Here is a 23,300-nt window from a genome sequence, read left to right as displayed (position 1 = left end):
GGACCTGCCCCTAGACGGGGCAGGTCTCCATCCAGTCCTGATCCGGCTCGGCGGCCCTGAGGTCGTCGAGCGACGGCAGGTTGCGCTCGGCGTCGGCGCTGACGGTGATGGACGACATGGCCGAGGCCGTCGGCGCCTCGCGACTGTAGACGCTCAGGGCGAAGGGGACGTGGCCCGGGGCATCGACGCGCCAGACGCTGTTGGTTTCGCCCGCACCCAGGGCATAGCAGCCGATCGGATAGACCTCGGCCCCGCGTACCCGAAGGGCCTCGACCGGATCGAAGGGCACAGGCTGGCCCGTCGCCGACCAGTTGAAGATGATCCGGGTCGTGGGCGTGCGCGTGGTCTCGACATTCAGATCCGCCAACCGACCTTGCGACGGCGAAGTCCAGCGGACCATGGACGCGCGGCGCTGAAGGTCGGCGGGGTCGAGCGCTGAGGGCGTGCCGGCGACGAAGGCCGACAGGATGGCGTCGACCATCTGATTGGCGCGGGTGATCTTCGGCCATTGCTCGGCGCAGGCGCCCTCTGCGTAGCTCTGCATATTGGCCGTTCGGGCCAGAGCCATGGTGCAGCGGTCCATAAACTGCTCCCGCGTCTCCTGGGCGGCGACGGGCTTCGCGGCGAGAGGCAGCAAGCAGGCGAGAGAGGCAACGAACAGGGCGGCGCGCATGGCGGCTCCTTTCGGCTATCGCAGATTTTTAAACCATGCGCCTCGATGCGGGGGCGAGCAAGCGTGGCCGGAGTGGACGCACCCTCTTGTGACCCCCTCTTGTGGCCGGGCGCGGCGCGGTCCACGGTGGGCGGTCCTGTGCAGCTTGAGAGGCGGACATGACGATGGCCGGAACGGTGGACTGGGCGCTGATCGCCCCGGTGGCGGCGGCGATGGTCGCGGGCGGCCTGATCGGGATTGAGCGGACCTACCACGGGCACCCGGCGGGGTTCCGCACCCATATCCTGGTCTGCATGACGTCCTGCGTGCTGATGCTGGCGGCCATGCATCAGTCGACCTGGGCCTTTGTCGCTCTTCCGGATCAGAGGCTGGTGATCGACCCGACGCGGATGGCGCACGGCATCCTGACGGGCATCGGCTTTCTGTGCGCCGGGGTCATCTTCCGCGAGGGCTTCTCCGTCCACGGCCTGACCACGGCGGCGTCGCTGTGGACCACCTCGGCGGTCGGGGTGATGTTCGGGGTCGGGATGTGGAACCTGGGTCTGGTGGCCGGGGGCGCGACCCTGCTGGTGCTGGCCATCCTGAGGTTCCTCGACGCGCGTCTGCCGCACGTGGGGGTGGTCGACGTGACCCTGCGCTGGGCGCGCGGCGCTGTGCCGGATGAGACGAAGCTGCGGGCCCTGCTGAGCGACAGCGGGCTGAAGTCGGTGCGCATCGGCCATGTGGTCAGCCACGACGGCCAGATCCACGAGCACCATATCAAGGCGCGTGGGGCGATGCCGCTGCGGGTCCATGACCTGTCGGCGCGGCTGGGCGAGCAGGCCGGGCTGGCCGGGTTCTCGGTCATGCCCAGAGACGACTGACGGGACGGCCGGCGGGCTCTGCGAGCGTCTGGTCATTGTTCGTCAACCTCGTTTGGGGCATGACTGGAACGAATGACGAACGTATCGACTCGAATCCTGGGGCTGGACCCCGGTTTGCGCCGCACCGGCTGGGGCGTGATCGAAAGCGAGGGCAGCCGCCTGCGCTGGATCGCGCACGGGGTGGTGGCGCCCGCCGAGAAGGCGCCTTTCCCGGAGCGGCTGCTGCATCTGCTGGAGGAGGTCGGGTCGATCTGCGCGGCCTATAGCTGCGACGAGGCGGCGATCGAGGAGGTCTTCGTCAACATGAACGGGGCCTCGACGCTGAAGCTGGGCCATGCGCGGGCGGCGGTCATGCTGGCCCCGGCAAGGGCGGGACTGAGCGTGGCCGAATACGCCCCCAGCCTGGTGAAGAAGGCCGTGGTCGGCGCCGGGCAGGCGGACAAGAGCCAGGTGGCCTTCATGATCAAGCGGCTGTTGCCTGCGGCGGGCGAGGTGAAGGCGGACGCGGCGGACGCCCTGGCGGTGGCCATCACCCACGCCCACCATCGGCGGAGCCTGAGTTTGAATGCGAGTTTGAGGGGGGCGGCATGATCGGTCGTCTGAGAGGCGTTCTGGCCGAGGTCGGGGAGGCGGAATGCCTGATCGACTGCGGCGGGGTGGGCTATGTGGCGACCTGCGGGGCGCGGACCCTGGGGCGTCTGCCGGCGCCGGGCGACGAGACGACCCTCTATATTCACAGCCAATGGAGCGAGGACGCGGGGCCGCGTCTGTACGGTTTCCTCTCGCGCGACGAGCGCCGCGCCTTCACCCTGCTGCTGGCCATTCAGGGCGTGGGGCCGAAGGCGGCGCTGAGCGTGCTGGACGTGCTGCCGCCGGGCGAACTGGCCAGCGCCGTGGCGCGCGAGGACAAGGCGGCGGTGGGGCGCGCCAACGGCGTGGGGCCGAAGCTGGCCCTGCGCATTGTCACCGAACTGAAGGGCAAGGCTCTGGGCGACGGGCATTTCGCGCCGAGCGCGCCGGGGGTTCACGCCGAGGTCGCCGCCGCTCCGCCGCCGCCGAGCGTGACGGGCGAGGCGGTCGCGGCCCTGCTGGGGCTGGGCATAGCCGAGGTCAATGCGCGCCGGGCCGTGGATCAGGCGCTGATCCGGCTGGGCGACGAGGCGGAGTTGTCGGCGGTGATCCGCGCGGCGCTGCAGGAGCTGGGACGGTGAGGCGCGCGCTTCGGGCGGGGAACTTGTTCCGCGCGCGCGACGCGGCCTATGACGGCGGCCTCTCTGAAACGCAGTCAAGGTTTGAAAATGAACAAGAAATTGCAGGTCGTCATCGTTTTCATCGTTGGACTGGTCGCCATGGCGGCGGGGTACGCCGTCCTGAAGATGTAAGGCGGACCGGCGTGGGAGCGATGCGATGACGGATGACCGGCTGATCGCTCCCGACGCCGCGCCCGGCGAAAAGCACGACCGCGCACTACGCCCGCAGACCCTGTCCGAGTTCGTCGGCCAGTCGGCGGCCAAGGGCAATCTGAAGGTCTTCATCGACGCCGCCCGCGCGCGGTCCGAGGCGCTGGATCACGTCCTGCTGTTCGGGCCACCCGGTCTGGGCAAGACGACGCTGGCGCAGATCGTGGCGCGGGAGCTGGGCGTGGGCTTTCGGGCGACGTCCGGGCCGATCCTGGCCAAGGCGGGGGATCTGGCGGCCATCCTGACCAATCTGGAGCCGCGCGACGTCCTGTTCATTGATGAGATTCACCGCATGGCCCCGCAGGTGGAGGAGATCCTCTATCCGGCGATGGAGGATCATGTGCTGGACCTGATCATCGGCGAAGGGCCGTCGGCGCGCAGCGTGCGCATCGACCTGGCGCCCTTCACCCTGGTCGGGGCGACGACGCGGGCGGGGCTGCTGGCCACGCCGCTGCGCGACCGGTTCGGCATTCCGCTGCGGCTGGAGTTCTATACGCCGGAGGAGCTGACGGCGGTGATCCGCGGGGCGGCGCGCAAGATGGGTGCGGCCATCACCGAGGACGGGGCGATGGAGATCGCACGTCGGGCGCGGGGCACGCCGCGCATCGCCGGGCGACTGCTGCGCCGGGTGCGGGATTTCGCCGAGGCCGAGGGCGGCCAGATCGACCGGCTGGCGGCGGCGCGGGCGCTGGCGCGGCTGGAGGTCGACGAGCAGGGGCTCGACAGTCTGGACCGGCGCTTCCTCAAGGCCCTGATCGAGAACTATGGCGGCGGGCCGGTGGGCATGGACACCCTGGCCGCCGCGATCGCCGAGGCGCGCGATGCGGTCGAGGACGTGATCGAGCCCTATCTGCTGCAACAGGGCTTCATCATGCGCACCCCGCGCGGACGCGTGGCCTGCGCCAAGGCCTATGAGCATCTGGGGCTGGAGGCGCCGAAGGCTCAGGCCGCGCCGCCGCCGGATCTGTTCGGGAAGTAGATCGCAAGCGATTCGCAAAGGGGCTTCACCCGTTCGTCAAACCCGGCCATGCTCCGTGGCGAAGGGAGACGGGCGATGGCGCGAGGCGGGATCGGCAAGGACCAGATGATCGTCGTGCTGGGCGCGGCGGTGCTGCTGCTCGGCGCGCTGAGTCTGGTCGCCGTCAGTCAGGGCGCGCGCTTCGGGCCGAAGCAGGCGACGCCGGCGGAACGGGCCCTGACCCAGGTGAAGGCCCAGATGGGGCCGGGCGCCGAGGTGCGCTATCTGGAGACTGGCAAGCGCCGCGCCGTCTGCGGCTACGCCGGGATCGCCGGGCAGAAGGCAGCCGTGGCCTTCGTCTCGCGACCCAACCGCATCCTGATGGGCGATGATCCCCTGGGCGCCGAGTTCGCGGAGATGAAGGCGCAGTTCTGTCCGGGCTTCAACGCGGCCGCCCCGACGGCTAAGGCCTCGGCGACGACTTCCGCTCAGGGCTGATCCATGACCGACCAACCGACCGCCGGCCGTTTCGACGGGCAGGATCACCTGCTGCCGGTGCGGGTCTATTACGAGGACACCGACTTCACCGGTCTGGTCTATCACGCCAACTATGTCCGCTATTTCGAGCGGGGGCGGTCGGACTTCCTGCGGTTGGCCGGGGTGGGGCACGCCGAACTGCTGGATCAGGACGAGCCGCTGGCCTTTGTGGTGGCGGAGTTGAACATCAGGTACGCCAAGCCGGCGCGTATCGACGACGCCCTGGTGGTGCGGACCCGCTATGAAGCGATCAGGGGGCCGCGCCTGATCATCCGCCAGACGGTCGAGCGCGACGGCGAGGTGCTGTGTCGGGCCGATGTGACGGCGGTCTGCATCCATCTGGACGGACGCCCGCGGCGGCCGACGAAGCGGTTGGTGGAGTTGGTGACGCCGTGGCTCTCCGGTGAAGCTTCGCAATAACGAGGTTGTCAGATCGGCCCCCCGTGACGCAGGAGCCGACGACCGCTAGACCCGCCGCCATGAAACCGCCACGTCGGCCCGCTCGAAAAGGGCTGACGACACCGGACCCATCCAAGGACCCTGCATGACCGCCCCAGTCGACGCTTCGCTGCTGAATCCCATCGAGCTGTTCATGACCGCCGACTGGGTGGTGAAGACCGTGATGATCGGCCTGGCCGCGGCCTCGGTCTGGTCCTGGACCATCATCATCGACAAGGGCGTGCGCTTCGCCCGCATGAACGCCCGCGCCACCGAGTTCGAGAAGCAGGTCGAGAGCGGCCGCTCGCTGGAAGACGTTGCGGCCCAGGCCGGCGCCCAGCCCGTCGATCCCCTGCCGCGCATGCTGGTGTCGACCCTGCAGGACTGGCGTGAGGCGCGCACGCGCGGGGCCATGACGGACACGCAGGGCAATATGCTGATCGCCCGCATCGACCGCGCTCTGGACTCGGTCATCGCCCGCGAGAGCCAGAAGATCGAGAACGGTCTGGGCGTGCTGTCGGTGGTGGCCACGGCCTCGCCCTTCATCGGCCTGTTCGGCACGGTCTGGGGCATCATGAACGCCTTCGACAGCATTGCGGCGGCGGGCAACACTAATCTGACGACCGTGGCCCCGGCCATCGCCGAGGCCCTGTTCGCCACGGCCATCGGTCTGGCGGCGGCCATCCCGGCCTATATCGCCTTCAACGCCTTCTCGGTGTCGGCGGGCAAGTTCACCGGGCGTCTGGAAGCCTTTGCCGACGATCTGCAGTCGGCCATCGCCCGCCGTCTGGGCGCGCCCTCGGCCCCGCCGCCGCCGCCGCCGCCGTCTGCTGACCTGAACCTGCGTCGGGGCGCCTGATCCATGGCGATGGGTGGAGGAGGCGGAAGCTCGGGCGGGCGCGGTCGTCGCCGCGCGCGCAAGCGGCCGCTGAGCGAGATCAACGTCACGCCGCTGGTCGACGTCATGCTGGTGCTGCTGATCATCTTCATGATCTCGGCGCCCCTGCTGACCGTCGGCGTGCCTGTGGAGCTGCCCAAGACCGAGGCCAGCGCCGTCGAGACGACGGACAAGCCGATCACGGTCTCGATCGATCAGAACGGGGCCATCTTCATCGGCGACAGCGAGGTCCGCTGGGAGAACCTGGCGATCCGCGTGGCCGAAGAGGGCGGCGACAAGGCGCGCGACAAGGCCGTCTTCATCCGCGCTGACGGCCGCGCCCCCTATCAGGCCGTGGCCCGCGTGATGGCGCGTCTGTCGGCCTCGGGCTTCACCAAGCTGAACCTGATCACCGACACGGCCGCTGACGAGACGACGGAGGGCTGACGGCTTTGCGTCGACCCAGTCCCGCCATTGTCGGATCGCTCGCGCTGCACGCCGGCGTGGTGGCGCTCGCCCTTGTCTCGTGGTCGTCGAAGGACGAGCCCAAGCCGCTGGTGAACTCGGTGCCGGTGTCGATCGTCTCGGACATCGAGATCGCCGCCGCGCCCGCCGACAACCCGCAGCCGGAGCCCTCGCCCGAGGACGGGGCCACCGCGCCGGTCGAGACGCCGCCGGAACCGGTTCCGCCTGAGCCGACTCCGACCCCGCCGCCGCCCAGGCCGACGCCGCCCGCGCCCCGGCCGGTTCCGACGCCCCCGGCGCCGCGTCCCACGCCTGCGCCGACGCCCCGTCCCACGCCGCCCAAGCCGACGCCGCCGACCCCCGCGCCGCGCCCGACGCCGACGCCGCCGCGTCCGACCCCGCCCGCGCCTGCGCGTCCCACGCCCCCGGCTCCGGCGCGCCCGGCGCCCGCCAAGCCCGCGCCCGGTCTGGACCTGGACGCCCTGGCCGGTCCGCCGCGTCCGACCCAGAACCGGGGCCGTCCGGCCACGGGCCAGCAGGGCTCGGGGCAGGCCAGTCAGGCGACGGGGCCGCAGATCACGGCCATCTTCAACCAGGTCTATGACAACTGGAACGTGTTCATTGTTTGCAACATGCCGGGTGGAGACGAGTTGCGGATCCAGATGGACGTGACCCTGTCCGCAGATGGACGGATCACGCGCGGGCCGACCCTCATCAATCCGCAGTCCAGCAACGTGTATCGTGCCGCCGCTGATGAAGCGATGCGCGCCCTGCGCCAGACGGCGCCCTTCGACGTGCCGACGGGCTTCCCCGGCGGAGCCTATCGTCCGACCTTCAACACCGAGCGGGCCTGCGCCAACCGGTAGGGCGTGCAGCTCAGCGATCCTCCCCTGCGCAGCGGGGGAGGATTGAGCGGCGGCGGCGTCAAAGTCTGAAAGTCGCCCCATTCCGGGGCAAGCTTGTCTTTCACAAACTGGTTTTTGTCATACGGTCTGGCGATAAGGACCGACGAGCCGTCCAACTTCCGGGAGTTCCCCCTATGCGTCTGCACCTTCTCCTCGCCTCGACCGCAGCGGTCCTGATGGCGGGTCCGGCGACAGCCCAGACGCAGCCGACCATGCCTGCGCAGCAGACGGGGCCGGTCGAGGTCGAGATCGATCAGGGCGTGCTGCGCCCTCTGCAGATCGCCATCGTGCCCTTCACCGGTCAGAACGGGCCTCAGATTTCGAACGTCATCAGCGGCAACCTGAAGCGCTCGGGCTTCTTTGATCCGCTGAACCCGGCCAGCTTCATCGAGACCGGCCTGACTCTGGCCAATGCGCCCAACTTCCCGCAGTGGACCTCGATCGGGGCGCAGGCGGTGCTCTACGGCGGGGTGACGCCGCGCGCCGACGGGCGGGTGGACGTGGGCTTCCGCCTGTATGATCCGTACCGCCAGTGCCAGCTGGTCAGCTATCAGTTCACCGCCACCTCGGAGCAGTGGCGCCGGATCGCGCACAAGATTTCCGACGTCATCTATCAGCGCATGACGGGCGAGGCGGGCTTCTTTGATTCGCGGGTCCTGTTCGTGTCGGAGAGCGGCACCCAGTTGAACAAGCTGTCGCGTCTGACCATCGTCGATCAGGACGGCTACAACCCCGTCTTCCTGACCCAGGGCGACGAGATCATCATGTCGCCGCGCTTCTCGGCGTCGAACCCGGACGAGGTCACCTATGTGGCCCTGGGCAAGGATTACAGCCGCATCTACCTGTACAACCTGTCGACGGGCCGTCGCGAAAGCCTGGGCGAGTTCGACGGTCAGGTGCTGGCGCCGCGCTTCTCGAACGACGGGTCCAAGATCGCCTTCTCGATCATTCGCGGCGGCAACACCGACGTCTATGTGATGAACCTGCGCACGCGTCAGCTGTCGCGCCTGACGTCTGATCCCGGCATCGACACCTCGCCGTCGTTCAGCCCGGACGGCAACCAGATCGTCTTTACGTCGGACCGCTCGGGTTCGGCGCGCCTTTACACCATGCGGGCGGACGGCTCGGGCCAGCGTCCGATCTCGCGCGGCGGCGGCATCTATACGGCCCCGGCCTGGAGCCCGCGCGGCGACATGATCGCCTTCACCAAGCAGTCGGGCGGGCGTTTCCACATCGGCGTGATGAAGTCGGACGGCACCGGCGAGCGCATCCTGTCGTCCAGCTACTTCGAGGAAGGTCCGTCCTGGGCCCCGAACGGTCGCTACATCGCCTTCGCGCGCCAGAGCCCCGGCGGCGACACCCGCCTGTGGACCGTCGACCTGTCGGGTCGCGTAGTGGCGCAGGCGGGCTATGACGGACGCGGTTCGGACCCGGCCTGGTCGGGCCTGCTGGACGCTCCGCCGGCCACGCTCGGCATCGGTCAGGGCGCGGATTCCTGCCCGGCGTAACCGGGTTACGGCTTCGTGAGATCACGCGCGGAGCCCATCCCATAAACTGTGCGTTATCACGGTTCGGCATGGCTGGCGTGGCGGGATGCCGCACGGTAGCAGAGCCGAATAAAGCCAAGCTTTGAGGCCGCCGTCCTCAGAATGAACACCAAGGAGACGACCCCGATGAATTCCTCGACCCTGATCAAGCTGGCGACCGTCAGCGCCGCCGTCGCCGCCCTGGCCGCCTGCGCGCCCAAGCCCAAGGTCGAGCCCGCCGTGCCGGTCGAGCCGGCCCAGCCGACCGGCCCGCAGTACCCGACCGCCCCGACCGGCCCCGTCACCGGCGGCAACGTCGGCGCCGCCCTGCCGGGTTCGGAGCAGGACTTCGTCGTCAACGTGGGCGACCGCGTCTACTTCGACCTGGACTCCTACTCGGTGCGCCCGGAAGCCCAGCCGCGTCTGGACGCCCAGGCCGCCTGGCTGGCCCGCTATCCGCAGGTCACTGTCCGCATCGAAGGCAACGCCGACGAACGCGGCACGCGTGAATACAACCTGGCCCTGGGCGCCCGGCGCGCCGAGGCTGTCCGCACCTATCTGATCCAGCGCGGCGTCCCCGCCGGCCGCATCGACACCATCAGCTTCGGCAAGGAGCGTCCGATCGCCGAGGGTTCGAACGAGTCCGCCTGGGCCCAGAACCGCAACGCCCACACCGCCATCGTGTCGGGCGCCCCGCGCTAAACACCGCGGAAGCAACGGAATGAGGAGAGGCGTCGGCTTTGCAGCCGGCGCCTCTTTTCTTTGAGGGCGTAGCGGATCAAAGTCCGCGCCGAATCCGGGGGGAAGCTGAGTGATTGATCTGGAAGCAGCGGGCGGCGCCATGACGGGCGGCATCATCGCAGGGGCCATCGAGAAGCCGACCGGGCAGGCGGGCGAGCATCATACGATCTGCGCCGACTGCGGGGCCGAGGTTACCGGCAACTTCTGCTCCAACTGCGGTCAGGCGGCGCACGTGCACCGCACCCTGCTGCATCTGGGCGAAGAGCTGCTGCACGGGGTCATGCATTTCGACGGCCGCTTCTGGCGTACCCTGCCGCTGCTGATCCTCAATCCGGGTCGGCTGACGCGCGAATGGGTGCAGGGCAAGCGCACGCGCTATGTCTCGCCCCTGGCCATGTTCCTGTTCACGCTGTTCGTCATGTTCTTCGCGCTCAGCTTCATGCCACATTCGGAGGTGAAGCTGCAGGGCCTGCCGGAGCAGATCGCCGCCCAGCGCGAGGCCATTGCTGAGGCCGAGCAGGTCGTCGCGGCCGCCCAGAAAGAGGTCGACGCCGCCGCCGCGGCGATGGAGCCCGCAGACGGCGCGCCCCCTGCGCCCAACAGCGGCGCGCGGGCCGGCGTCGCCGCCGGTGTTCTGGCCGCCGCCCAGGCTGGGGTCATCAGCGAAAAGGCCAAGCTGGAACGTCTGGAGCATGACGCCGTCGAGGGGCGCAAGGACGGTTTGGCGCCTGGCAGCTGGCAGGCCCAGGTGGCGGACATCGCCGCGGACGTGGGCAAGGACGGCGAGGTCAACGGCCTGACCAAGACCGTGGCCAAGAAGCTGAAGAACCCGGACCTGGCGCTCTACAAGCTGCAACAGACGGTCTACAAATTCGCCTTCCTGCTGGTGCCCCTGTCCATCCCCTTCGTGGCCCTGATGTTCCTGTGGAAGCGGGGGTTCACCCTGTACGACCACGGGGTCTTCGTCCTCTATTCGCTGACCTTCATGTCCTTGCTGCTGATGGCGGTGGTGATCGTGGCGACAACGATCAAGGGGGCGGGGGCCGCCGCGGGGCTGGTGGCGGGCCTGATCGTGCCGGTCCACATGTTCGCCCAGCTGAAGGGCGCCTACAGCCTGAAGATCTTCTCGACCCTGTGGCGAACGGTGGCCCTGGTGATCTTCTGCGAGATCGCCGCGACCCTGTTCATCGTGTCGATCATCTATCTGGGCCTCGGCCACTGACCTTGGCCTTGCGAGCGCCGCAAATCGATGGGACGACTTGAGACATGCTGAAGCTGCCTTTTTCCAAATCCGCCGCCCTGACGGCCATCGGTCTGACCCTGATCGGGGGCACCGTCGTCGCCCAGGTCGCGCCGATGGAGCCGGTCCAGTGGGACAAGCGCCGTCTGGACCAGCTGGACCGCAACGTCCGCCGTCTGGAGCGCGCCCTGACCCAGAGGAACGCCGCCGGCCAGCCCGTGGTGGTTGAACCCGATCCCGAGGTTGTGGCCATGCAAGGCCAGCTGCAGATCATGGACCGACGCCTGTCGGACCTGGAGCAGACCTTCCAGCGGGTGAACGCCGACGGCGAGCGGCTGACCTTCCAGCTGGACGAGGCGACGCGCGACAACGCCGCCCTGAGTCGCCGTCTGCGCGACGCCGAGGCCCGTCTCGAGAAGATCGAGAAGGCGGCGGAAGAAGAAGCCGAGATGAACGGCCCGATCACGCCCAACTCACCGACCGGCGATGCGGCCCAGGACCTGACGGCGGCGCTGCGCCTGCTGGGGACCGATGGCCCGCGCGGACAGCGGGCGCTGGAGACGGTCATCGTCACCTGGCCCAATACGCCGCAATCGCGTGAAGCCAGCTCGCGCCTGGGCGACCTGCACGTCGCCGCCCGCGACAACGCCGCCGCCGTGCCCGCCTACGCCGCCGCCCTGAACGGCTGGCCGCGCACGCCCTGGGCGCCGGAGACGACGCTGAAGCTGGCCGAGGCCCTGCGCGCCACCGACCGGGCCACCCAGGCCTGCGGCGCCCTGACCGAGTTCACCCGCCGCTACGCCGAGACGGCCACGGCGGCGCAGAAGACCCGCGCCACGCAACTGCGCACGCGGGCGAACTGCAGCTGACGCCAGACGACGCCGACGGCCTGACCAGCCGGGTCTTCGCCCGGCTGGACGCGCGGCTGGATGCGGATCGGGTGGAGCCGGTCGCGGTCGCCCTGTCGGGCGGGGGCGACTCGATGGCCCTGCTGCGCCTTGCCGCTGACTGGGCGAAGGCGCGGGGGCGGCGGCTGCTGGCCCTGACGGTGGATCACAATCTCAACCCTCAAAGCGCGGACTGGACCCGGTTCGCGGGCGAGGCCGCGCGGCAGGTCGGGGCCGACTGGCGGGCCTTGAGCTGGGAGGCGCCCGTCGCTGGGCCCGGGCTGACGGCGCGGGCCCGGGTGGCGCGGCATGGGCTGATCGCCGAGGCGGCGCGGGCGGCGGGAGCGCGGGTCGTGCTGCTGGCCCACACTTTGGATGACGTGGCCGAGGCCGACTGGATGCGGGCGCGGGGCTCGACCCTGGGGCGGGTGCGGGAGTGGTCGCCCTCGCCGGTCTGGCCGCAGGGGCAGGGGCTGATGCTGTTGCGGCCCCTGCTGGCCGAACGGCGCAAGGGCTTGCGGGAAGATCTGCGGGGGCGCGGCGTCGGCTGGGTCGAGGACCCGGCCAATGCGGATGAGCGGTTCGGGCGCAGTCGGGCGCGGGCGGCGCTGGCTGGTGAGGCGCTCGCCCTCCCCGCCCGGTCGCTGCGCGACCACCCTCCCCATGCAGGGGAGGGAGAGGCGGGGCGCTTCGCGTGGGTCGGGGTGCTGGAGGTTTCGCGCGATGTGTCGGCGTCCACGCTGGCGGCGGCGCTGCTGTGCGCGGGGGGCGGGGCGGTTCCGCCGCGCGGGGAGCGGCTGGAACGGTTGAAGGCGCGGCTGGCGGCGGGCGAGGATTTTTCGGCGGGGCTGGCGGGGGCGCGGGTCGAGGCGGCGGGGGCGTCGGTGCGGCTGATGCGCGAGCCGGGGGAGATGAAGCGGCGTCCGCAGGAGACGGTGCGGCTGGCGCCGGGCGTGGCGGCGGTTTGGGACGGGCGGTTCGAGATCGCTGCGACCGAGCCGGGCTGGCGCGTCGAGGCGGCGGCGGGGCGATTGGTCCGGCTGTCGGACGCCGACCGGCGGGTGGTCGCGGGCTTGCCGGCAGGGGCGCGGGGGAGCTTGCCGGTGCTGGTTCGCGAGGATGGAAGCGGGGCGATCCTGGCCTGGCGCGGGGCCGAGGTGCGGGCCCTGGGGGCGCGGCGTCTGCGCCTGGCCTTGGGCGAAACGACGCAGGAAGCCGACCTCTTTCACCCCATGCATGGCGAAACGCCGCCGACTGACCTATTTTCCTAGAAAGACTGCTGATCGACGGGGCCCGTGGCGCACGTCGAGAAACCGAGGATCGAATGAATCTGCGTAATTTCGCCATCTGGGGCGTGATCCTGCTGGGTCTGGTCGCGCTCTACGCCGCCATCGGCCAGAATGGCGGTGCGGCCATGCCGGGCGCCAAGACGGCGGCGGCGGGCCGTCCCGATCCCATCACCTATTCGCAGTTGATCACCGCCATCAACGGCCAGGAGATCAAGTCGGCGACCGTGCGCGGCGACACCGTTACGGGCGTCTACAAGAACGACAGCAAGTTCACGACCGTCACGCCCCTGCCCAATATCGACCTGGTCGACAAGATGCAGGCCGCCGGCGCCGCCGTGGACGTCAAGAGCACGCGCCAGCCCTGGTGGTCGGGCCTGCTGGGCCTGCTGCTGCCGGTGGCCCTGATCATCGCCTTCTGGTTCTTCATCATGAACCGGATGCAGGGCGGGGCGAAGGGCGCCATGGGCTTCGGCAAGTCCAAGGCCAAGCTGCTGACCGAGCACAAGGGCCGCAAGACCTTTGACGACGTCGCCGGCGTGGACGAGGCCAAGGACGAACTGCAGGAGGTCGTCGACTTCCTGAAGGATCCGGGCAAGTTCCAGCGTCTGGGCGGCAAGATCCCCAAGGGCGCCCTGCTGGTGGGCCCTCCGGGCACCGGCAAGACCCTGCTGGCGCGCGCGGTGGCGGGCGAGGCGGGCGTGCCCTTCTTCTCGATCTCGGGTTCGGACTTCGTGGAAATGTTCGTCGGCGTCGGCGCCAGCCGCGTGCGTGACATGTTCGAGCAGGCCAAGAAGAACGCCCCCTGCATCATCTTCATCGATGAAATCGACGCCGTCGGTCGTCACCGCGGCGCCGGCCTGGGCGGCGGCAACGACGAGCGCGAGCAGACGCTGAACCAGCTTCTGGTCGAGATGGACGGCTTCGAGGCGTCCGAGAACATCATTCTGATCGCGGCGACCAACCGTCCTGACGTGCTGGACCCGGCCCTGCTGCGTCCGGGCCGCTTCGACCGTCAGGTCGTGGTGCCGAACCCCGACGTCTCGGGCCGCGAACGCATTCTGCGCGTCCACATGAAGGATGTGCCCCTGGCCGCCGACGTCAACGTCAAGACCCTGGCGCGCGGCACGCCGGGCTTCTCGGGCGCGGACCTGGCCAATCTGGTCAACGAAGCGGCCCTGATGGCGGCCCGCAAGGACCGCCGCATGGTCACGCACCGCGACTTCGAGGACGCCAAGGACAAGGTCATGATGGGCTCTGAGCGGAAGTCCATGGCCATGAACGAGGAAGAGCGCCGCCTGACCGCCTATCACGAGGCCGGTCACGCCATCGTCGCCATCAACGTCAAGATGGCCGACCCGGTGCACAAGGCGACCATCGTCCCGCGCGGCCGCGCCCTGGGCATGGTGATGCAACTGCCGGAAGGCGACCGCTATTCCATGAAGTTCCAGCAGATGATCGACCGCATCGCCATCATGGCGGGCGGCCGGGTCGCCGAGGAACTGATCTTCGGCCCTGAGAGCATCACCTCGGGCGCCAGCTCGGACATCGAACAGGCGACCAAGCTGGCCCGCGCCATGGTCACGCGCTGGGGCTTCTCCGAGAAGCTGGGTACGGTGGCCTATGGCGAGAACCAGGAGGAGGTCTTCCTGGGCCACTCGGTGTCGCGCAGCCAGAACGTCTCGGAAGAGACGGCCCGGATCATCGACGAAGAGGTCAAGCGCATCGTCACCGAAGGCTGGGACGAGGCGCGTCGCATCCTGACCGACAAGGCGGGCGACCACGAGAAGCTGTCCCAGGCCCTGCTGGAATACGAAACCCTGTCGGGTGATGAGATCCGTGACCTGCTGGAGAAGGGCGTGGCCCCGAACCGCGACGAGGCCAATGACACGGTCGCCGGGCCGTCGGTCTCGGTGCCGGTGACGCCGGTGTCGGACGGCGTCGAGGTCGAGACGGCCAAGCCGTCGGAACCGGCCGCCGCCCCGACGACGAGCGTGCCGACCGTCTGATCTTTCGGACAGGCTGAAACAAGGAGGGGCGGGCCGTGAGGCCCGCCCCTTTTTCGTGCGTGAGGGCTCGCGATGCGGTTTGTGCAGACTTGTTTGTAATTTAGACTGGTCTGTGAGATGTAGAGTTATCCGAAACAGGAGGACGCCATGACGGCATCCCAATTCGATCAAACCGAACGCCTGCATGGCCTCGACGGGCTGCGGGGCGCGGCCCTGTTGCTGGGGGTGGTGCTGCACGCCACCCTGTCTTTTTTTCCCGCACAGATCTGGATCGTGGCCGACGACCATACGTCGGTCTGGGCCAGCGGGTTGTTCTTCGTCATCCATCTGTTCCGCATGGCGAGCTTCTTCCTGATCGCCGGCCTGTTCGGCCACATGATGCTGAAGCGGCGCGGGGCGGCGGAGTTCATCAAGAACCGGCTGATCCGCATCGCCGGACCGCTGGCGGCCTTCTGGGGGCCGGCAATGGCGGGGATCGTGGCGGTGCTGATCTGGAACGCCTCGCTGCACGGCCTGACCGCCGCCGACGCGCCGCCGCCGCCGACCTATGACTGGACCAATATCCCGCTGACCCATCTGTGGTTCCTGTGGGTGCTGCTGTGGTTCTACGCCGCCCTGTTGATCGGGCATGTCGTTGTCGCCCGGCTGGATCGGAATGGCGCTCTAGGGCGTGGGATGGACCGGTTGGCTGGCGGTCTGATCGGGCCGTGGGGGCCGCTGGTGCTGGGCGCGCCGCTGGCGTTCGCCCTGTGGTTCGAGCCGAACTGGATCGCCTTCTTCGGCATTCCGACGCCGGATGCGGGGCTGGTGCCTGAGACGGCGGCCCTGGTCGGTTTCGGGCTGGCCTTCGGCATGGGGGTGTTGCTGGCTCGCCGTCGCGACCTGTTGGCGCGGATCGAGACCTGGACGCCGGTCTGGCTAGGGCTGGCGCTAGGGGCGGGGACGACGGCGTTGATGCTGTCGGGCGGGCCGACGCCGGTGCTGACGCCGATGACCGATCCGGCGGCCAAGGCCATGACGGCGGCGGCCTTTGGCGTGGCCACCTATGCCTCGATGTTCGCCGTGGTCGGTCTGGCGCTGAGGTTCTGGTCGGGACACAGCGCGGTGCGGCGCTATCTGGCCGACGCCTCCTACTGGATCTACATCGTCCATCTGCCGCTGGTGATGGCGGCGCAGGCGGTGGTGCAGGACTGGACCCTGGTCTGGCCGGTCAAGCTGGCTGTCGTCGTGGTCGGCGTCACGGCCCTGTCCCTGGCAAGCTATGAGCTGATGGTGCGCCACGGGATGATGGGGCGGTGGCTGAACGGGCGTCGCGTGCCGTGGCGCCATCCCGCGCCTCGGACCGCCCCCGTCGCCGCCGAATAGCTTGCCAACCTTGGCGGCTGCGTCCATCCGAGGGGGCAGCCGCGTCGCGCCAGGAATCACCCGATGACCGACAAGTCCCGCACGCCCGAAGCCGACCTCGCCTTCCTGCGTTCGATCGTGGAAGGGGGCGGGCGACCGCCGATGACCCTGGCGATCTGCTATCTGGCGGGCGGGCTGCTGTACGGCCTGCAGTGCCTGTTCCATGTCGGACAGGTGATCGGGCTGATCCGCTGGCCCGATCTGGCCAATCTGGCCTTCGTCGTCGGCATCACCGTCGCCTTTCTGGCGGTCCTGACCTGGGCCATTTTGAAGGACCGCAAGGCTGGCCCGTCCAACCGCGGACCGCAGGCGACGCGGGTCATGAACGCCGCCTTCAGCGCCACGGGCATGGCCAACGCTGCCGTGGTGATCGTCTTCGCGGTGGGGGCGGTGCGGGATCAGGACTTCGCCGTCTGGCTCTACTACGCCGCCATCGTCTTCGCCCTGCAGGCGGCGGCCTGGTACGTGGCCTGGGTGCTGAAGAAGAAGGGCTGGATGCTGGCGGTGTCGCTGGGCGGCTGGGTCACGGCGGTGGCCCTGGGCCTGCTGGTGCGCCAGCCGGTCGCTTATCTGGGCGTCTGTACAGCAGCCCTCTTCCTGCTGTTCGCCCTGCCGGGATGGGTCCTGTTCCGCGACGCCCGCGCGGGCGCCAGGGCCGCCTGACGTCATGGGTCTGGCGGACGATTTTGGACGGATTGACGAGGTCATCCACGGCCGCATGCGGCTGGGGATCATGGTCTATCTGGCCGACGTCGAGGCGGCGGACTTCACCGAGCTGAAGACGGTGCTGGAGGCGACCCAGGGCAATCTGTCGGTCCACCTGAAGAAGCTGGAAGAGGCGGGCTATGTCGCCATCAGCAAGAGCTTCGTGAACAACAAGCCCCTGACCCGGATCGCCATCACCCCGGAAGGACGGGCGGCGTTCGCCGCCTATCTGGACGCGCTCGGCGGGTTGATCGGGCGGAAGTAGCCGCCCTTCTCCCGCAAGGGGAGAAGGGTTTTACCAGCGCAGGGACTTTCAGTGGGCGGCGGCCTCGATGGGGTCTTCGTCCTCGATAAGGACCGGGGTCAGCTTGCGGGTCTCGCCCGAAGGGTCGGGCCAGACGATGGACTGGCCTTCCTTGAGGCCGATCAGGCCGGCGCCGACGTGCGACAGGATGGAGACGCGTCCGGCGTCGATGTCGGCCTCGCGCGGCAGGACCAGCTGAACGCGGCGGACATCGGGGTGGCGATCATCGGCGTAGTGCAGCCAGCGGTTCAGACCGACCACGTCCTTGGGCATGTCGGCGGACTTGCACACCTTGGCGCGGTCCAGTTCCTGCTGCAGCAGGCCGGCGGGGCCCGTGCCGGGCAGGTCGCCGACGAGGCGATCCAGGGCGTCAAAATCTTCCTGGCTGAGGACGATGGCGGGCAGGGCCGGAGGGCGGCCGCGGGTCTTGGCGGTGGTCATGTCGGTTCTCGATGTAGAATAGAAGAAAAAGTGGCGTCAGGCGGCCGAGGGGCCGTCGTCGTCGCCGTCGTCGCTCATGTCGTCAGACGGGAGCGAGGGTTCGGGCGCGAAAACCGGCGGCGTGTCGACGGGCGGCGAGGGCCGCCTGAAGGGCAGGATGTCGGCGCTGCGCGCGGGCGCAGCGACGTCCTGGGGATCGTCTTGACGATGGGTCATGACATGCATGTTCGCGGGCGCCGGTGGGCGAACGCGATCCTGATGAGTGAAAACTAGGGAAAAAGCGAAGCAACGCGCCCCGTAGCGGACGACAGCAAGCTGGCCGCTACGGGTTAAATGCCTTCGACGCGGCGACCCGCGTGGGTGAGGCGTCGAGCCTGGCTGACGAAACGTTCCATAGTGGCTAGAGGCTGGGCCTCAGCGCGCGGAAAGTCAAACCGGCGCCCCGGGAGTTCTTGTCGCATGAGCCTTCAATCCCTCGTGAAACCGCCGCTGGTCATGGGAATCGTCAATGTGACGCCCGACAGTTTTTCGGACGGCGGGCGGCACGACACGCACGAGGCGGCGCTGGCCCATGCGCTGCGGCTGATCGAACAGGGAGCGGACGTGCTGGACATCGGCGGCGAGAGCACGCGGCCGGGCTCCGAGCCGGTGGCCGAGGATGAGGAGATCGCCCGCACCCTGCCGCTGATCGCGGCGATCCGGGCGCGCTGGGACGGGCCGATCAGCATCGACACGATGAAGCCGGGGGTGGCGCGGGCTGCGGTCCGGGCGGGGGCGACGATGTGGAACGACGTGACGGCCTTGAGCCACCATCCCGATAGTCTGGCGACCGCCGCCGAGCTGGGCTGCGAGGTGGTGCTGATGCACATGAAGGGCGAGCCCAAGACCATGCAGGATGACCCGCGCTATGACGACGTCGTGGCCGAGGTGGCTGCCCATCTGGCGGCGCGGGCCGAGGCGGCCATGAAGGCGGGGGTGGCGCGCGACAAGATCTGGCTGGATCCCGGCATCGGCTTCGCCAAGACGACGGCGCACAATCTGACGCTGACGGCGCGGCTGGAGGCATTGGTCGAGCTGGGCTTTCCGGTGCTGTACGCGGCCAGTCGCAAGCGGACGATTCAGGGCGTGGACGAGACGGCGGTGGCGGCGACCGACCGGCTGGGCGGCTCGCTGGCCCTGGCGCTGGAAGGCGCGCGGCGCGGAGCGAAGATGGTGCGCGTCCACGACGTGCGCGAGACGGTTCAGGCGCTGAAGGTGCAGGCCGCCGTGACGGCTAGAGCGAAATCGGTTCAGATGCGATCGCATCTGAACCCAGATCTTCGCTCCAGCATTAATCCTGGAGCCTGATTCACGGCATTGGTGGGATCGCGAAGCGATTCCACCTCAACCGATCAGGCTCTATGGCGCCAGGCCGATCTGTTTCATGAAGGCCTGGTTGTCCCAGTAGAGCCATTCCTCGACCATCAGGCCATTCTCCCAGCGGCCGACGGTCAGCATGGGCAGTTTGAACGCCTTGCCCGTCGGCTGGATCATCTTGCCGCCGCCCACGTCCATGGGCTGGGTGAAGGTGCCCTCCATGATGCCCTGAACCGCCGTGAAATTGCCGTCGGCCAGTTTGATCGGATGCTCCCTGATCCGGGTGTCGGGGGCGAAGACGAACTGCGGCTTCAGCATTTCCAGATGGGCGGGCAGGCCGGTGGTGGTCGTGCCGTCGGGGTAATGGACCAGGATGTTCGGCGCGTGGCTGCGGGTGAACTCGTCCCACTTCTGGCCGCTGTAGACGTTGAAGTCGAGGTCGTCGAAATTGGCCAGGTTGCGGGCCTGTTCGGCGGTGTGGCCGGGCGCGGCGGCGGCTTCGGGCGCCTTCTCCTTGGTCTTGTCAGCGGCGGGCGGGGAGCAGGCGGCGAGGGCCAGACCCGAGGCGGCGAGCAGGATGAGATGGCGCATGGTCCCCTCCCAGGGGGCGGCGTCGCGGGATGGCGCGACTCGCGGTCCTAATGCGCGGCCGGTATCGTCGTTCCGCGAGGCGCGGCGGCGAAAGCGGTTGCCCCGGGACGGCGGCTGGGTCATGCAGCGGCCATGTCCTGGCTGTTGTCACTCAATCCGTGGGCGGTGCTGATCGTCGCCGGTCTGTTCGAGGTCATGTGGGCCTCGGGCATCAAGTATGTGGGCGTGCAGCGGCCGTTGCTGTCGCTGGGCGTGGCCGCAGCCCTGGTGGCCAGCATGGTCGGGCTGTGGATCGCCACGCAGAAGCTGCCGGTGGGCACGGCCTATGCGGTGTGGACCGGCATCGGCGCCGTGGGCGCGGCGACGGTCGGGATCGTGGTCTATGGCGAGCCGGCGACGGCGGTGCGGGCGGTCTGCATCCTGCTGATCGTGGCGGGCATCGTCGGGCTGAAGCTGTTTTCGGGAGCGGCGGCGTGAGCGAAGCCAAGGGACGCGTATTGATTCTGGCGGGCTCGGATTCCGGCGGCGGGGCGGGCGTTCAGGCCGACATCAAGGCGGTGACCATGCTGGGCGGGTTCGCCGCCACGGCGATCACGGCCATCACCATCCAGAACACCCTGGGGGTTCACGGCGTCTACCCCCTGCCGATCGACGTGATCGAGGCCCAGGCGAAGACGGTGCTGGACGACATCGGGGCCGACGCCCTGAAGACCGGCATGCTGGGCTCGGTCGAGGTGGTTGAGGCGGTGGCGGGTCTGATCGACTATGCCGACGGCGTGCCGGCGGTGGTCGATCCGGTGATGATCGCCAAGGGCGGTTCGCCCCTGCTGGAAGATCGGGCGGTCGAGGCGGTGCGGCGGCTGATGGTCCCGCGTGCGGCCCTGCTGACCCCCAATGCGCCCGAGGCCGAGGCCTTGACCGGGATCGCCGTGGTTGATCTGGACGGCCAGCGCCGGGCGGGCGAGGCCCTGCTGGAGATGGGCGCGCGGGCGGTGCTGATGAAGGGCGGCCATGTGCCCAGCGAGACGGTGATCGACCTGCTGCTGACCCGCGATGGGGAGACGGTGCTGGAGAGCGAACGCATCGACACCCGCCACACCCACGGCACAGGCTGCACCCTGGCCAGCGCCTGCGCCGCCGGGATCGCCAAGGGGTTGCCGCTGCAGACCGCCGTGGCCGAGGCCTGGGCCTATGTCGCCGAGGCCATCCGCCGCGCGCCGGGCTTGGGGCAGGGACATGGGCCGCTGGATCACGGCTGGCCGTTGCGGGGTTAGGGCTTTCGTCGGACGCGGAATCGCCGTCTCTGCCGCCCATGAGCCTAGAGACCCGACTGATCGAGATCGTCCGCGCCGACCCGGCGCTGATGCATGTGCTGACCGTGATGCGGGATCTGGACCTGCCGGACTGGCGGCTGTTTTCCGGCGCCGTCTATCAGGGGGTGTGGAACGACCGGACCGGGCGGCCGGTCGGCTACGGCATCAAGGATTATGACATCGGCTATTTCGACCCCGACACCTCGTGGGACGCCGAGGATGCGATAATCAAGCGCGTCGCCGCCGCATTCGAATCGCCGTTTCGCGACCTGGTCGAGGTGCGCAATCAGGCGCGGGTGCATCTGTGGTTCGAGAGCAAGTTCGGCGAGCCCTATGAAGCCCTGACCTGCACCGACGACGCCCCGGCCCAGTTCGTGGCCCCGGCCTTCGCCCTGGCCGTGCGGCTGGAGAAGGACGACACGATCAGCATGGCCGCGCCCTATGGCCTGCAGGACGTGTTCGACATGGTGATCCGGCCCAATCCCGTGAGGGGGCTGGCCAAGGGTTGGGACAAGGTCGTCGCCAGCGCGCGCGGGCGCTGGCCGGAGATCACGGTGATGGAGCCTGCATGACGAAAAGGGCGCGACCCTTGCGGATCGCGCCCCTCGGTCGGGCCTCGGACAGGGAGGGATGAGGCCCGGTTCTCAGTCGGCCGTCAGTGGCGACGGCCGTTGTAGTCGTTGCGCTCATAGCGGACCTTGGCCGACAGGCGGTCGTAGCGACGGTCCAGGTCCTCGCGCTCCCAGCGGGTCAGGCCGCCGCGCATGTACTGCCGTTCCAGACGGACCAGGCTGTTCAACTCGTCCTGCAGGCGCGAGGCCTCGCGGCGGCTGAGCTGGTGATTGCGGATGCCCTGGTCGATGCGGCGATCCAGGTTGTGCTTGCGCTGCGAGATGGCGTTCCAGCCGTTGTAGTTCTGCTCATAGCCGTGACCGCGCGAGGGACCATGGCGGTCATAGGATTGAGCGGCGGCGGGCAGGGCGGCCGAGGCGACAGCGACGGCCAGGGCGGGGATCAGCAGCTTCTTCATGGTCTTGCTCCTTCGGTTCGTCGCAACCGGATCGGCTGCGTTGATCCCAAAAGACCACCCGGCGGCTGAGCCGCGTCTGAACGGCGCGTTTCAGACAGCGTTCATCAGCATGAGAAGTTCTTCATCTTCATCGACATGCGACTCCCGCGTCTCTTGTGGGCGACGGCGACGGAGAATCCGCGCGTGCACGTTCCTAGTTCGGATGAACGGCGATAGACTGTCTGTTCAGCCCCTGTTCAGAGGCCCCTGTCTAGAAGACGATCCATGATGCGCATTCGAGCCCTCCTGCTGGCCGGCCTGATCGCCCTCGTCCCCCTGACGGACGCGGCGGCCCAGTCGCGCGGCCGCGACCGGGATCGCGACGACGATCGCCGGGAGCAACCTCGCGGCTATCCGGGTCAGGGGCTGCGCGACGCGCCCCGCTCGGCGCCGCGCGCGGATCCGGGCGACATCGCCCGCCGCGTCCAGTCGGGCCGGCCCGGCCGGATGCTGGGCGTGCAGCAGCGCGGCGGCGACTATGTGGTGCGCTGGGAATATCCGGGCGGACGCGTGTCGGACATACAGGTTGACGGCCAGTCCGGCCGGGTTCGCGGAGACGACTGAATGCGGGTGCTGCTTGTCGAGGACGACGTCGATCTGTCGCGCCAGCTGAAGACCGCTTTGGGCGACGCCGGATACGCCGTTGATCACGCCCCCGACGGCGAGGAAGCCTGGTTCCTGGGCGACACCGAACCCTATGACGTGGTGGTGCTGGACCTGGGTCTGCCCAAGATCGACGGCGTGTCGGTGCTGGAGCGCTGGCGTCGCGAGGGCAAGACCACGCCGGTGCTGATCCTGACGGCGCGCGGCGCATGGTCGGACAAGGTGGCGGGCTTTGACGCCGGGGCCGACGACTATCTGACCAAGCCCTTCCACACCGAAGAACTGCTGGCCCGTCTGCGCGCCCTGTTGCGCCGTTCGGCCGGTCATGCGGCGGCGACCCTGACCTGCGGCGGCCTGAGGCTGGACCCGCGCGCGGCGCGGGCGACGGTGAACGGCGAGCCGCTGCGCCTGACCAGTCTGGAATACCGCCTGCTGCACTACATGATGATGCATCAGGGCCGGGTCATCAGCCGCACCGAGTTGGTCGAGCACCTGTATGATCAGGACTTCGACCGCGACTCGAACACCATCGAGGTCTTCGTCGGTCGCCTGAGGAAGAAGATCGGCTCGGACCGGATCGAGACGGTGCGCGGTCTGGGCTATCGCCTGTCGCCGCTGGCCGGCGAGAGCGACGCGGCCTGATCGCGGG

29 protein-coding genes are annotated in these 23,300 nt (G+C 69.0%); 24 read left to right on the top strand and 5 right to left on the bottom strand.

The genetic code is table 11. The features are described 5' to 3' along the window. Nucleotides 1–10 precede the first annotated feature (10 nt). Entirely contained in the window at nt 11–673 is a 663-nt protein-coding gene (locus ACIQTU_RS13085; protein ID WP_400547798.1) for a hypothetical protein, read from the bottom strand. A gap of 158 nt (nt 674–831) precedes the next feature. Between ACIQTU_RS13085 and ACIQTU_RS13080 the strand changes: the two genes are divergently transcribed. The 18 genes from ACIQTU_RS13080 (at nt 832) to ACIQTU_RS12995 (ending at nt 17,239) form a co-directional block, all read left to right on the top strand. Continuing rightward, on the top strand, nt 832–1,536 hold the full coding sequence (locus tag ACIQTU_RS13080; RefSeq protein WP_400547795.1) for an MgtC/SapB family protein: 705 nt from the start codon (nt 832–834) through the stop codon (nt 1,534–1,536). 72 nt (nt 1,537–1,608) lie between these two features. Beyond that, nucleotides 1,609–2,127, top strand: coding sequence for a crossover junction endodeoxyribonuclease RuvC (gene ruvC, locus ACIQTU_RS13075; RefSeq protein ID WP_400547792.1), 519 nt, complete (start codon nt 1,609–1,611; stop codon nt 2,125–2,127). Next, nucleotides 2,124–2,747, top strand: a complete 624-nt coding sequence (gene ruvA, locus ACIQTU_RS13070) for a Holliday junction branch migration protein RuvA (protein WP_400547790.1) — start codon at nt 2,124–2,126, stop codon at nt 2,745–2,747. The genes ruvC and ruvA overlap by 4 nt, the downstream gene beginning before the upstream one ends. A 196-nt stretch (nt 2,748–2,943) precedes the next feature. After that, nucleotides 2,944–3,975 (top strand): Holliday junction branch migration DNA helicase RuvB, encoded by a 1,032-nt coding sequence (gene ruvB, locus ACIQTU_RS13065; protein WP_400547787.1) that lies wholly within the window; start codon nt 2,944–2,946, stop codon nt 3,973–3,975. Nucleotides 3,976–4,050: 75 nt separating this feature from the next. After that, nucleotides 4,051–4,452 (top strand): hypothetical protein, encoded by a 402-nt coding sequence (locus tag ACIQTU_RS13060; RefSeq protein WP_400547784.1) that lies wholly within the window; start codon nt 4,051–4,053, stop codon nt 4,450–4,452. A gap of 3 nt (nt 4,453–4,455) precedes the next feature. After that, the gene (gene ybgC / locus ACIQTU_RS13055; protein WP_400547781.1) at nt 4,456–4,911 is read left to right on the top strand and encodes a tol-pal system-associated acyl-CoA thioesterase; all 456 of its coding nucleotides are present in this window, start codon (nt 4,456–4,458) and stop codon (nt 4,909–4,911) included. A gap of 124 nt (nt 4,912–5,035) precedes the next feature. Next, the gene (gene tolQ, locus ACIQTU_RS13050; RefSeq protein ID WP_400547778.1) at nt 5,036–5,788 is read left to right on the top strand and encodes a protein TolQ; all 753 of its coding nucleotides are present in this window, start codon (nt 5,036–5,038) and stop codon (nt 5,786–5,788) included. A 3-nt stretch (nt 5,789–5,791) separates the two neighbouring features. Continuing rightward, a complete protein-coding gene (locus ACIQTU_RS13045; protein ID WP_400547775.1) occupies nt 5,792–6,253 on the top strand; it encodes an ExbD/TolR family protein in 462 nt (153 codons plus the stop codon). A 5-nt stretch (nt 6,254–6,258) separates the two neighbouring features. Then, nucleotides 6,259–7,137, top strand: a complete 879-nt coding sequence (locus ACIQTU_RS13040) for a hypothetical protein (RefSeq protein ID WP_400547772.1) — start codon at nt 6,259–6,261, stop codon at nt 7,135–7,137. A 173-nt stretch (nt 7,138–7,310) separates the two neighbouring features. Next, nucleotides 7,311–8,684, top strand: coding sequence for a Tol-Pal system beta propeller repeat protein TolB (gene tolB / locus ACIQTU_RS13035; protein WP_400547769.1), 1,374 nt, complete (start codon nt 7,311–7,313; stop codon nt 8,682–8,684). 165 nt (nt 8,685–8,849) lie between these two features. Further along, complete coding sequence (pal, locus tag ACIQTU_RS13030; RefSeq protein WP_400547766.1) at nt 8,850–9,404, top strand: peptidoglycan-associated lipoprotein Pal; 555 nt, start codon at nt 8,850–8,852, stop codon at nt 9,402–9,404. Nucleotides 9,405–9,513: 109 nt separating this feature from the next. Next, entirely contained in the window at nt 9,514–10,665 is a 1,152-nt protein-coding gene (locus tag ACIQTU_RS13025; protein ID WP_400547763.1) for a DUF3667 domain-containing protein, read from the top strand. A 44-nt stretch (nt 10,666–10,709) separates the two neighbouring features. Beyond that, the gene (locus ACIQTU_RS13020) at nt 10,710–11,552 is read left to right on the top strand and encodes a tol-pal system protein (protein ID WP_400547760.1); all 843 of its coding nucleotides are present in this window, start codon (nt 10,710–10,712) and stop codon (nt 11,550–11,552) included. A gap of 71 nt (nt 11,553–11,623) precedes the next feature. Then, complete coding sequence (gene tilS, locus ACIQTU_RS13015) at nt 11,624–12,841, top strand: tRNA lysidine(34) synthetase TilS (RefSeq protein ID WP_400547757.1); 1,218 nt, start codon at nt 11,624–11,626, stop codon at nt 12,839–12,841. A 53-nt stretch (nt 12,842–12,894) separates the two neighbouring features. Further along, a complete protein-coding gene (ftsH, locus tag ACIQTU_RS13010; RefSeq protein ID WP_400547754.1) occupies nt 12,895–14,865 on the top strand; it encodes an ATP-dependent zinc metalloprotease FtsH in 1,971 nt (656 codons plus the stop codon). Nucleotides 14,866–15,012: 147 nt separating this feature from the next. After that, nucleotides 15,013–16,230 carry an acyltransferase family protein gene (locus tag ACIQTU_RS13005; RefSeq protein ID WP_400547751.1) on the top strand — a complete coding sequence of 406 codons (1,218 nt, stop codon included), beginning with the start codon at nt 15,013–15,015 and terminating at the stop codon, nt 16,228–16,230. Between the two features lie 63 nt (nt 16,231–16,293). Then, nucleotides 16,294–16,932 carry a hypothetical protein gene (locus ACIQTU_RS13000; RefSeq protein ID WP_400547748.1) on the top strand — a complete coding sequence of 213 codons (639 nt, stop codon included), beginning with the start codon at nt 16,294–16,296 and terminating at the stop codon, nt 16,930–16,932. Nucleotides 16,933–16,936: 4 nt separating this feature from the next. After that, a complete protein-coding gene (locus ACIQTU_RS12995) occupies nt 16,937–17,239 on the top strand; it encodes a transcriptional regulator (RefSeq protein WP_292034477.1) in 303 nt (100 codons plus the stop codon). A 48-nt stretch (nt 17,240–17,287) separates the two neighbouring features. Here ACIQTU_RS12995 and ACIQTU_RS12990 read toward each other — a convergent pair whose 3' ends face one another. Further along, a complete protein-coding gene (locus ACIQTU_RS12990) occupies nt 17,288–17,719 on the bottom strand; it encodes a GreA/GreB family elongation factor (protein ID WP_400547745.1) in 432 nt (143 codons plus the stop codon). Nucleotides 17,720–17,755: 36 nt separating this feature from the next. Continuing rightward, the gene (locus tag ACIQTU_RS12985) at nt 17,756–17,935 is read right to left on the bottom strand and encodes a hypothetical protein (protein ID WP_400547742.1); all 180 of its coding nucleotides are present in this window, start codon (nt 17,933–17,935) and stop codon (nt 17,756–17,758) included. Nucleotides 17,936–18,178: 243 nt separating this feature from the next. Between ACIQTU_RS12985 and folP the strand changes: the two genes are divergently transcribed. Continuing rightward, complete coding sequence (gene folP, locus ACIQTU_RS12980; protein WP_400547739.1) at nt 18,179–19,066, top strand: dihydropteroate synthase; 888 nt, start codon at nt 18,179–18,181, stop codon at nt 19,064–19,066. A gap of 51 nt (nt 19,067–19,117) precedes the next feature. On the opposite strand, the gene ACIQTU_RS12975 is transcribed toward folP, so the two are convergent. Further along, nucleotides 19,118–19,666 (bottom strand): ester cyclase, encoded by a 549-nt coding sequence (locus ACIQTU_RS12975; protein ID WP_400547736.1) that lies wholly within the window; start codon nt 19,664–19,666, stop codon nt 19,118–19,120. A gap of 132 nt (nt 19,667–19,798) precedes the next feature. Here ACIQTU_RS12975 and ACIQTU_RS12970 point away from each other — a divergent pair, with 132 nt between their 5' ends. Genes ACIQTU_RS12970 through ACIQTU_RS12960 form a run of 3 tightly spaced genes read left to right on the top strand, consistent with a single transcriptional unit; the run spans nt 19,799 to nt 21,551 of the window. Continuing rightward, nucleotides 19,799–20,143 (top strand): DMT family transporter, encoded by a 345-nt coding sequence (locus ACIQTU_RS12970; protein ID WP_400547733.1) that lies wholly within the window; start codon nt 19,799–19,801, stop codon nt 20,141–20,143. Beyond that, nucleotides 20,140–20,940 (top strand): bifunctional hydroxymethylpyrimidine kinase/phosphomethylpyrimidine kinase, encoded by an 801-nt coding sequence (gene thiD / locus ACIQTU_RS12965; protein WP_400547730.1) that lies wholly within the window; start codon nt 20,140–20,142, stop codon nt 20,938–20,940. The genes ACIQTU_RS12970 and thiD overlap by 4 nt, the downstream gene beginning before the upstream one ends. A gap of 38 nt (nt 20,941–20,978) precedes the next feature. Continuing rightward, nucleotides 20,979–21,551, top strand: a complete 573-nt coding sequence (locus ACIQTU_RS12960) for a nucleotidyltransferase family protein (protein ID WP_400547727.1) — start codon at nt 20,979–20,981, stop codon at nt 21,549–21,551. 83 nt (nt 21,552–21,634) lie between these two features. Here the strand turns inward: ACIQTU_RS12960 and ACIQTU_RS12955 are convergent, their stop codons facing one another. Further along, a complete protein-coding gene (locus tag ACIQTU_RS12955; protein WP_400547724.1) occupies nt 21,635–22,009 on the bottom strand; it encodes a hypothetical protein in 375 nt (124 codons plus the stop codon). 264 nt (nt 22,010–22,273) lie between these two features. Between ACIQTU_RS12955 and ACIQTU_RS12950 the strand changes: the two genes are divergently transcribed. After that, entirely contained in the window at nt 22,274–22,612 is a 339-nt protein-coding gene (locus ACIQTU_RS12950) for a hypothetical protein (RefSeq protein ID WP_400547721.1), read from the top strand. Continuing rightward, nucleotides 22,613–23,293, top strand: a complete 681-nt coding sequence (locus ACIQTU_RS12945; RefSeq protein WP_114818691.1) for a response regulator transcription factor — start codon at nt 22,613–22,615, stop codon at nt 23,291–23,293. Nucleotides 23,294–23,300 lie beyond the last annotated feature (7 nt).

It is taken from the genome of Brevundimonas sp. NPDC090276 (genome assembly GCF_044772165.1).
Lineage (GTDB): Bacteria > Pseudomonadota > Alphaproteobacteria > Caulobacterales > Caulobacteraceae > Brevundimonas.
The sequence above is the reverse complement of the archived record's forward strand: the minus strand, read 5'-3'. Positions and strand labels throughout refer to the sequence as shown.

Excerpts from the sequence above, each read along its gene's own strand:
- ACIQTU_RS13085 (WP_400547798.1), bottom strand. The coding sequence starts at position 673 with ATGCGCGCCGCCCTGTTCGTTGCCTCTCTCGCCTGCTTGCTGCCTCTC.
- ACIQTU_RS13080 (WP_400547795.1), top strand. The coding sequence starts at position 832 with ATGACGATGGCCGGAACGGTGGACTGGGCGCTGATCGCCCCGGTGGCG.
- ruvC (WP_400547792.1), top strand. The coding sequence starts at position 1,609 with ATGACGAACGTATCGACTCGAATCCTGGGGCTGGACCCCGGTTTGCGC.
- ruvA (WP_400547790.1), top strand. The coding sequence starts at position 2,124 with ATGATCGGTCGTCTGAGAGGCGTTCTGGCCGAGGTCGGGGAGGCGGAA.
- ruvB (WP_400547787.1), top strand. The coding sequence starts at position 2,944 with ATGACGGATGACCGGCTGATCGCTCCCGACGCCGCGCCCGGCGAAAAG.
- ACIQTU_RS13060 (WP_400547784.1), top strand. The coding sequence starts at position 4,051 with ATGGCGCGAGGCGGGATCGGCAAGGACCAGATGATCGTCGTGCTGGGC.
- ybgC (WP_400547781.1), top strand. The coding sequence starts at position 4,456 with ATGACCGACCAACCGACCGCCGGCCGTTTCGACGGGCAGGATCACCTG.
- tolQ (WP_400547778.1), top strand. The coding sequence starts at position 5,036 with ATGACCGCCCCAGTCGACGCTTCGCTGCTGAATCCCATCGAGCTGTTC.
- ACIQTU_RS13045 (WP_400547775.1), top strand. The coding sequence starts at position 5,792 with ATGGCGATGGGTGGAGGAGGCGGAAGCTCGGGCGGGCGCGGTCGTCGC.
- tolB (WP_400547769.1), top strand. The coding sequence starts at position 7,311 with ATGCGTCTGCACCTTCTCCTCGCCTCGACCGCAGCGGTCCTGATGGCG.
- pal (WP_400547766.1), top strand. The coding sequence starts at position 8,850 with ATGAATTCCTCGACCCTGATCAAGCTGGCGACCGTCAGCGCCGCCGTC.
- ACIQTU_RS13020 (WP_400547760.1), top strand. The coding sequence starts at position 10,710 with ATGCTGAAGCTGCCTTTTTCCAAATCCGCCGCCCTGACGGCCATCGGT.
- ftsH (WP_400547754.1), top strand. The coding sequence starts at position 12,895 with ATGAATCTGCGTAATTTCGCCATCTGGGGCGTGATCCTGCTGGGTCTG.
- ACIQTU_RS13005 (WP_400547751.1), top strand. The coding sequence starts at position 15,013 with ATGACGGCATCCCAATTCGATCAAACCGAACGCCTGCATGGCCTCGAC.
- ACIQTU_RS13000 (WP_400547748.1), top strand. The coding sequence starts at position 16,294 with ATGACCGACAAGTCCCGCACGCCCGAAGCCGACCTCGCCTTCCTGCGT.
- ACIQTU_RS12995 (WP_292034477.1), top strand. The coding sequence starts at position 16,937 with ATGGGTCTGGCGGACGATTTTGGACGGATTGACGAGGTCATCCACGGC.
- ACIQTU_RS12990 (WP_400547745.1), bottom strand. The coding sequence starts at position 17,719 with ATGACCACCGCCAAGACCCGCGGCCGCCCTCCGGCCCTGCCCGCCATC.
- ACIQTU_RS12985 (WP_400547742.1), bottom strand. The coding sequence starts at position 17,935 with ATGACCCATCGTCAAGACGATCCCCAGGACGTCGCTGCGCCCGCGCGC.
- folP (WP_400547739.1), top strand. The coding sequence starts at position 18,179 with ATGAGCCTTCAATCCCTCGTGAAACCGCCGCTGGTCATGGGAATCGTC.
- ACIQTU_RS12975 (WP_400547736.1), bottom strand. The coding sequence starts at position 19,666 with ATGCGCCATCTCATCCTGCTCGCCGCCTCGGGTCTGGCCCTCGCCGCC.
- ACIQTU_RS12970 (WP_400547733.1), top strand. The coding sequence starts at position 19,799 with ATGTCCTGGCTGTTGTCACTCAATCCGTGGGCGGTGCTGATCGTCGCC.
- ACIQTU_RS12960 (WP_400547727.1), top strand. The coding sequence starts at position 20,979 with ATGAGCCTAGAGACCCGACTGATCGAGATCGTCCGCGCCGACCCGGCG.
- ACIQTU_RS12955 (WP_400547724.1), bottom strand. The coding sequence starts at position 22,009 with ATGAAGAAGCTGCTGATCCCCGCCCTGGCCGTCGCTGTCGCCTCGGCC.
- ACIQTU_RS12950 (WP_400547721.1), top strand. The coding sequence starts at position 22,274 with ATGATGCGCATTCGAGCCCTCCTGCTGGCCGGCCTGATCGCCCTCGTC.
- ACIQTU_RS12945 (WP_114818691.1), top strand. The coding sequence starts at position 22,613 with ATGCGGGTGCTGCTTGTCGAGGACGACGTCGATCTGTCGCGCCAGCTG.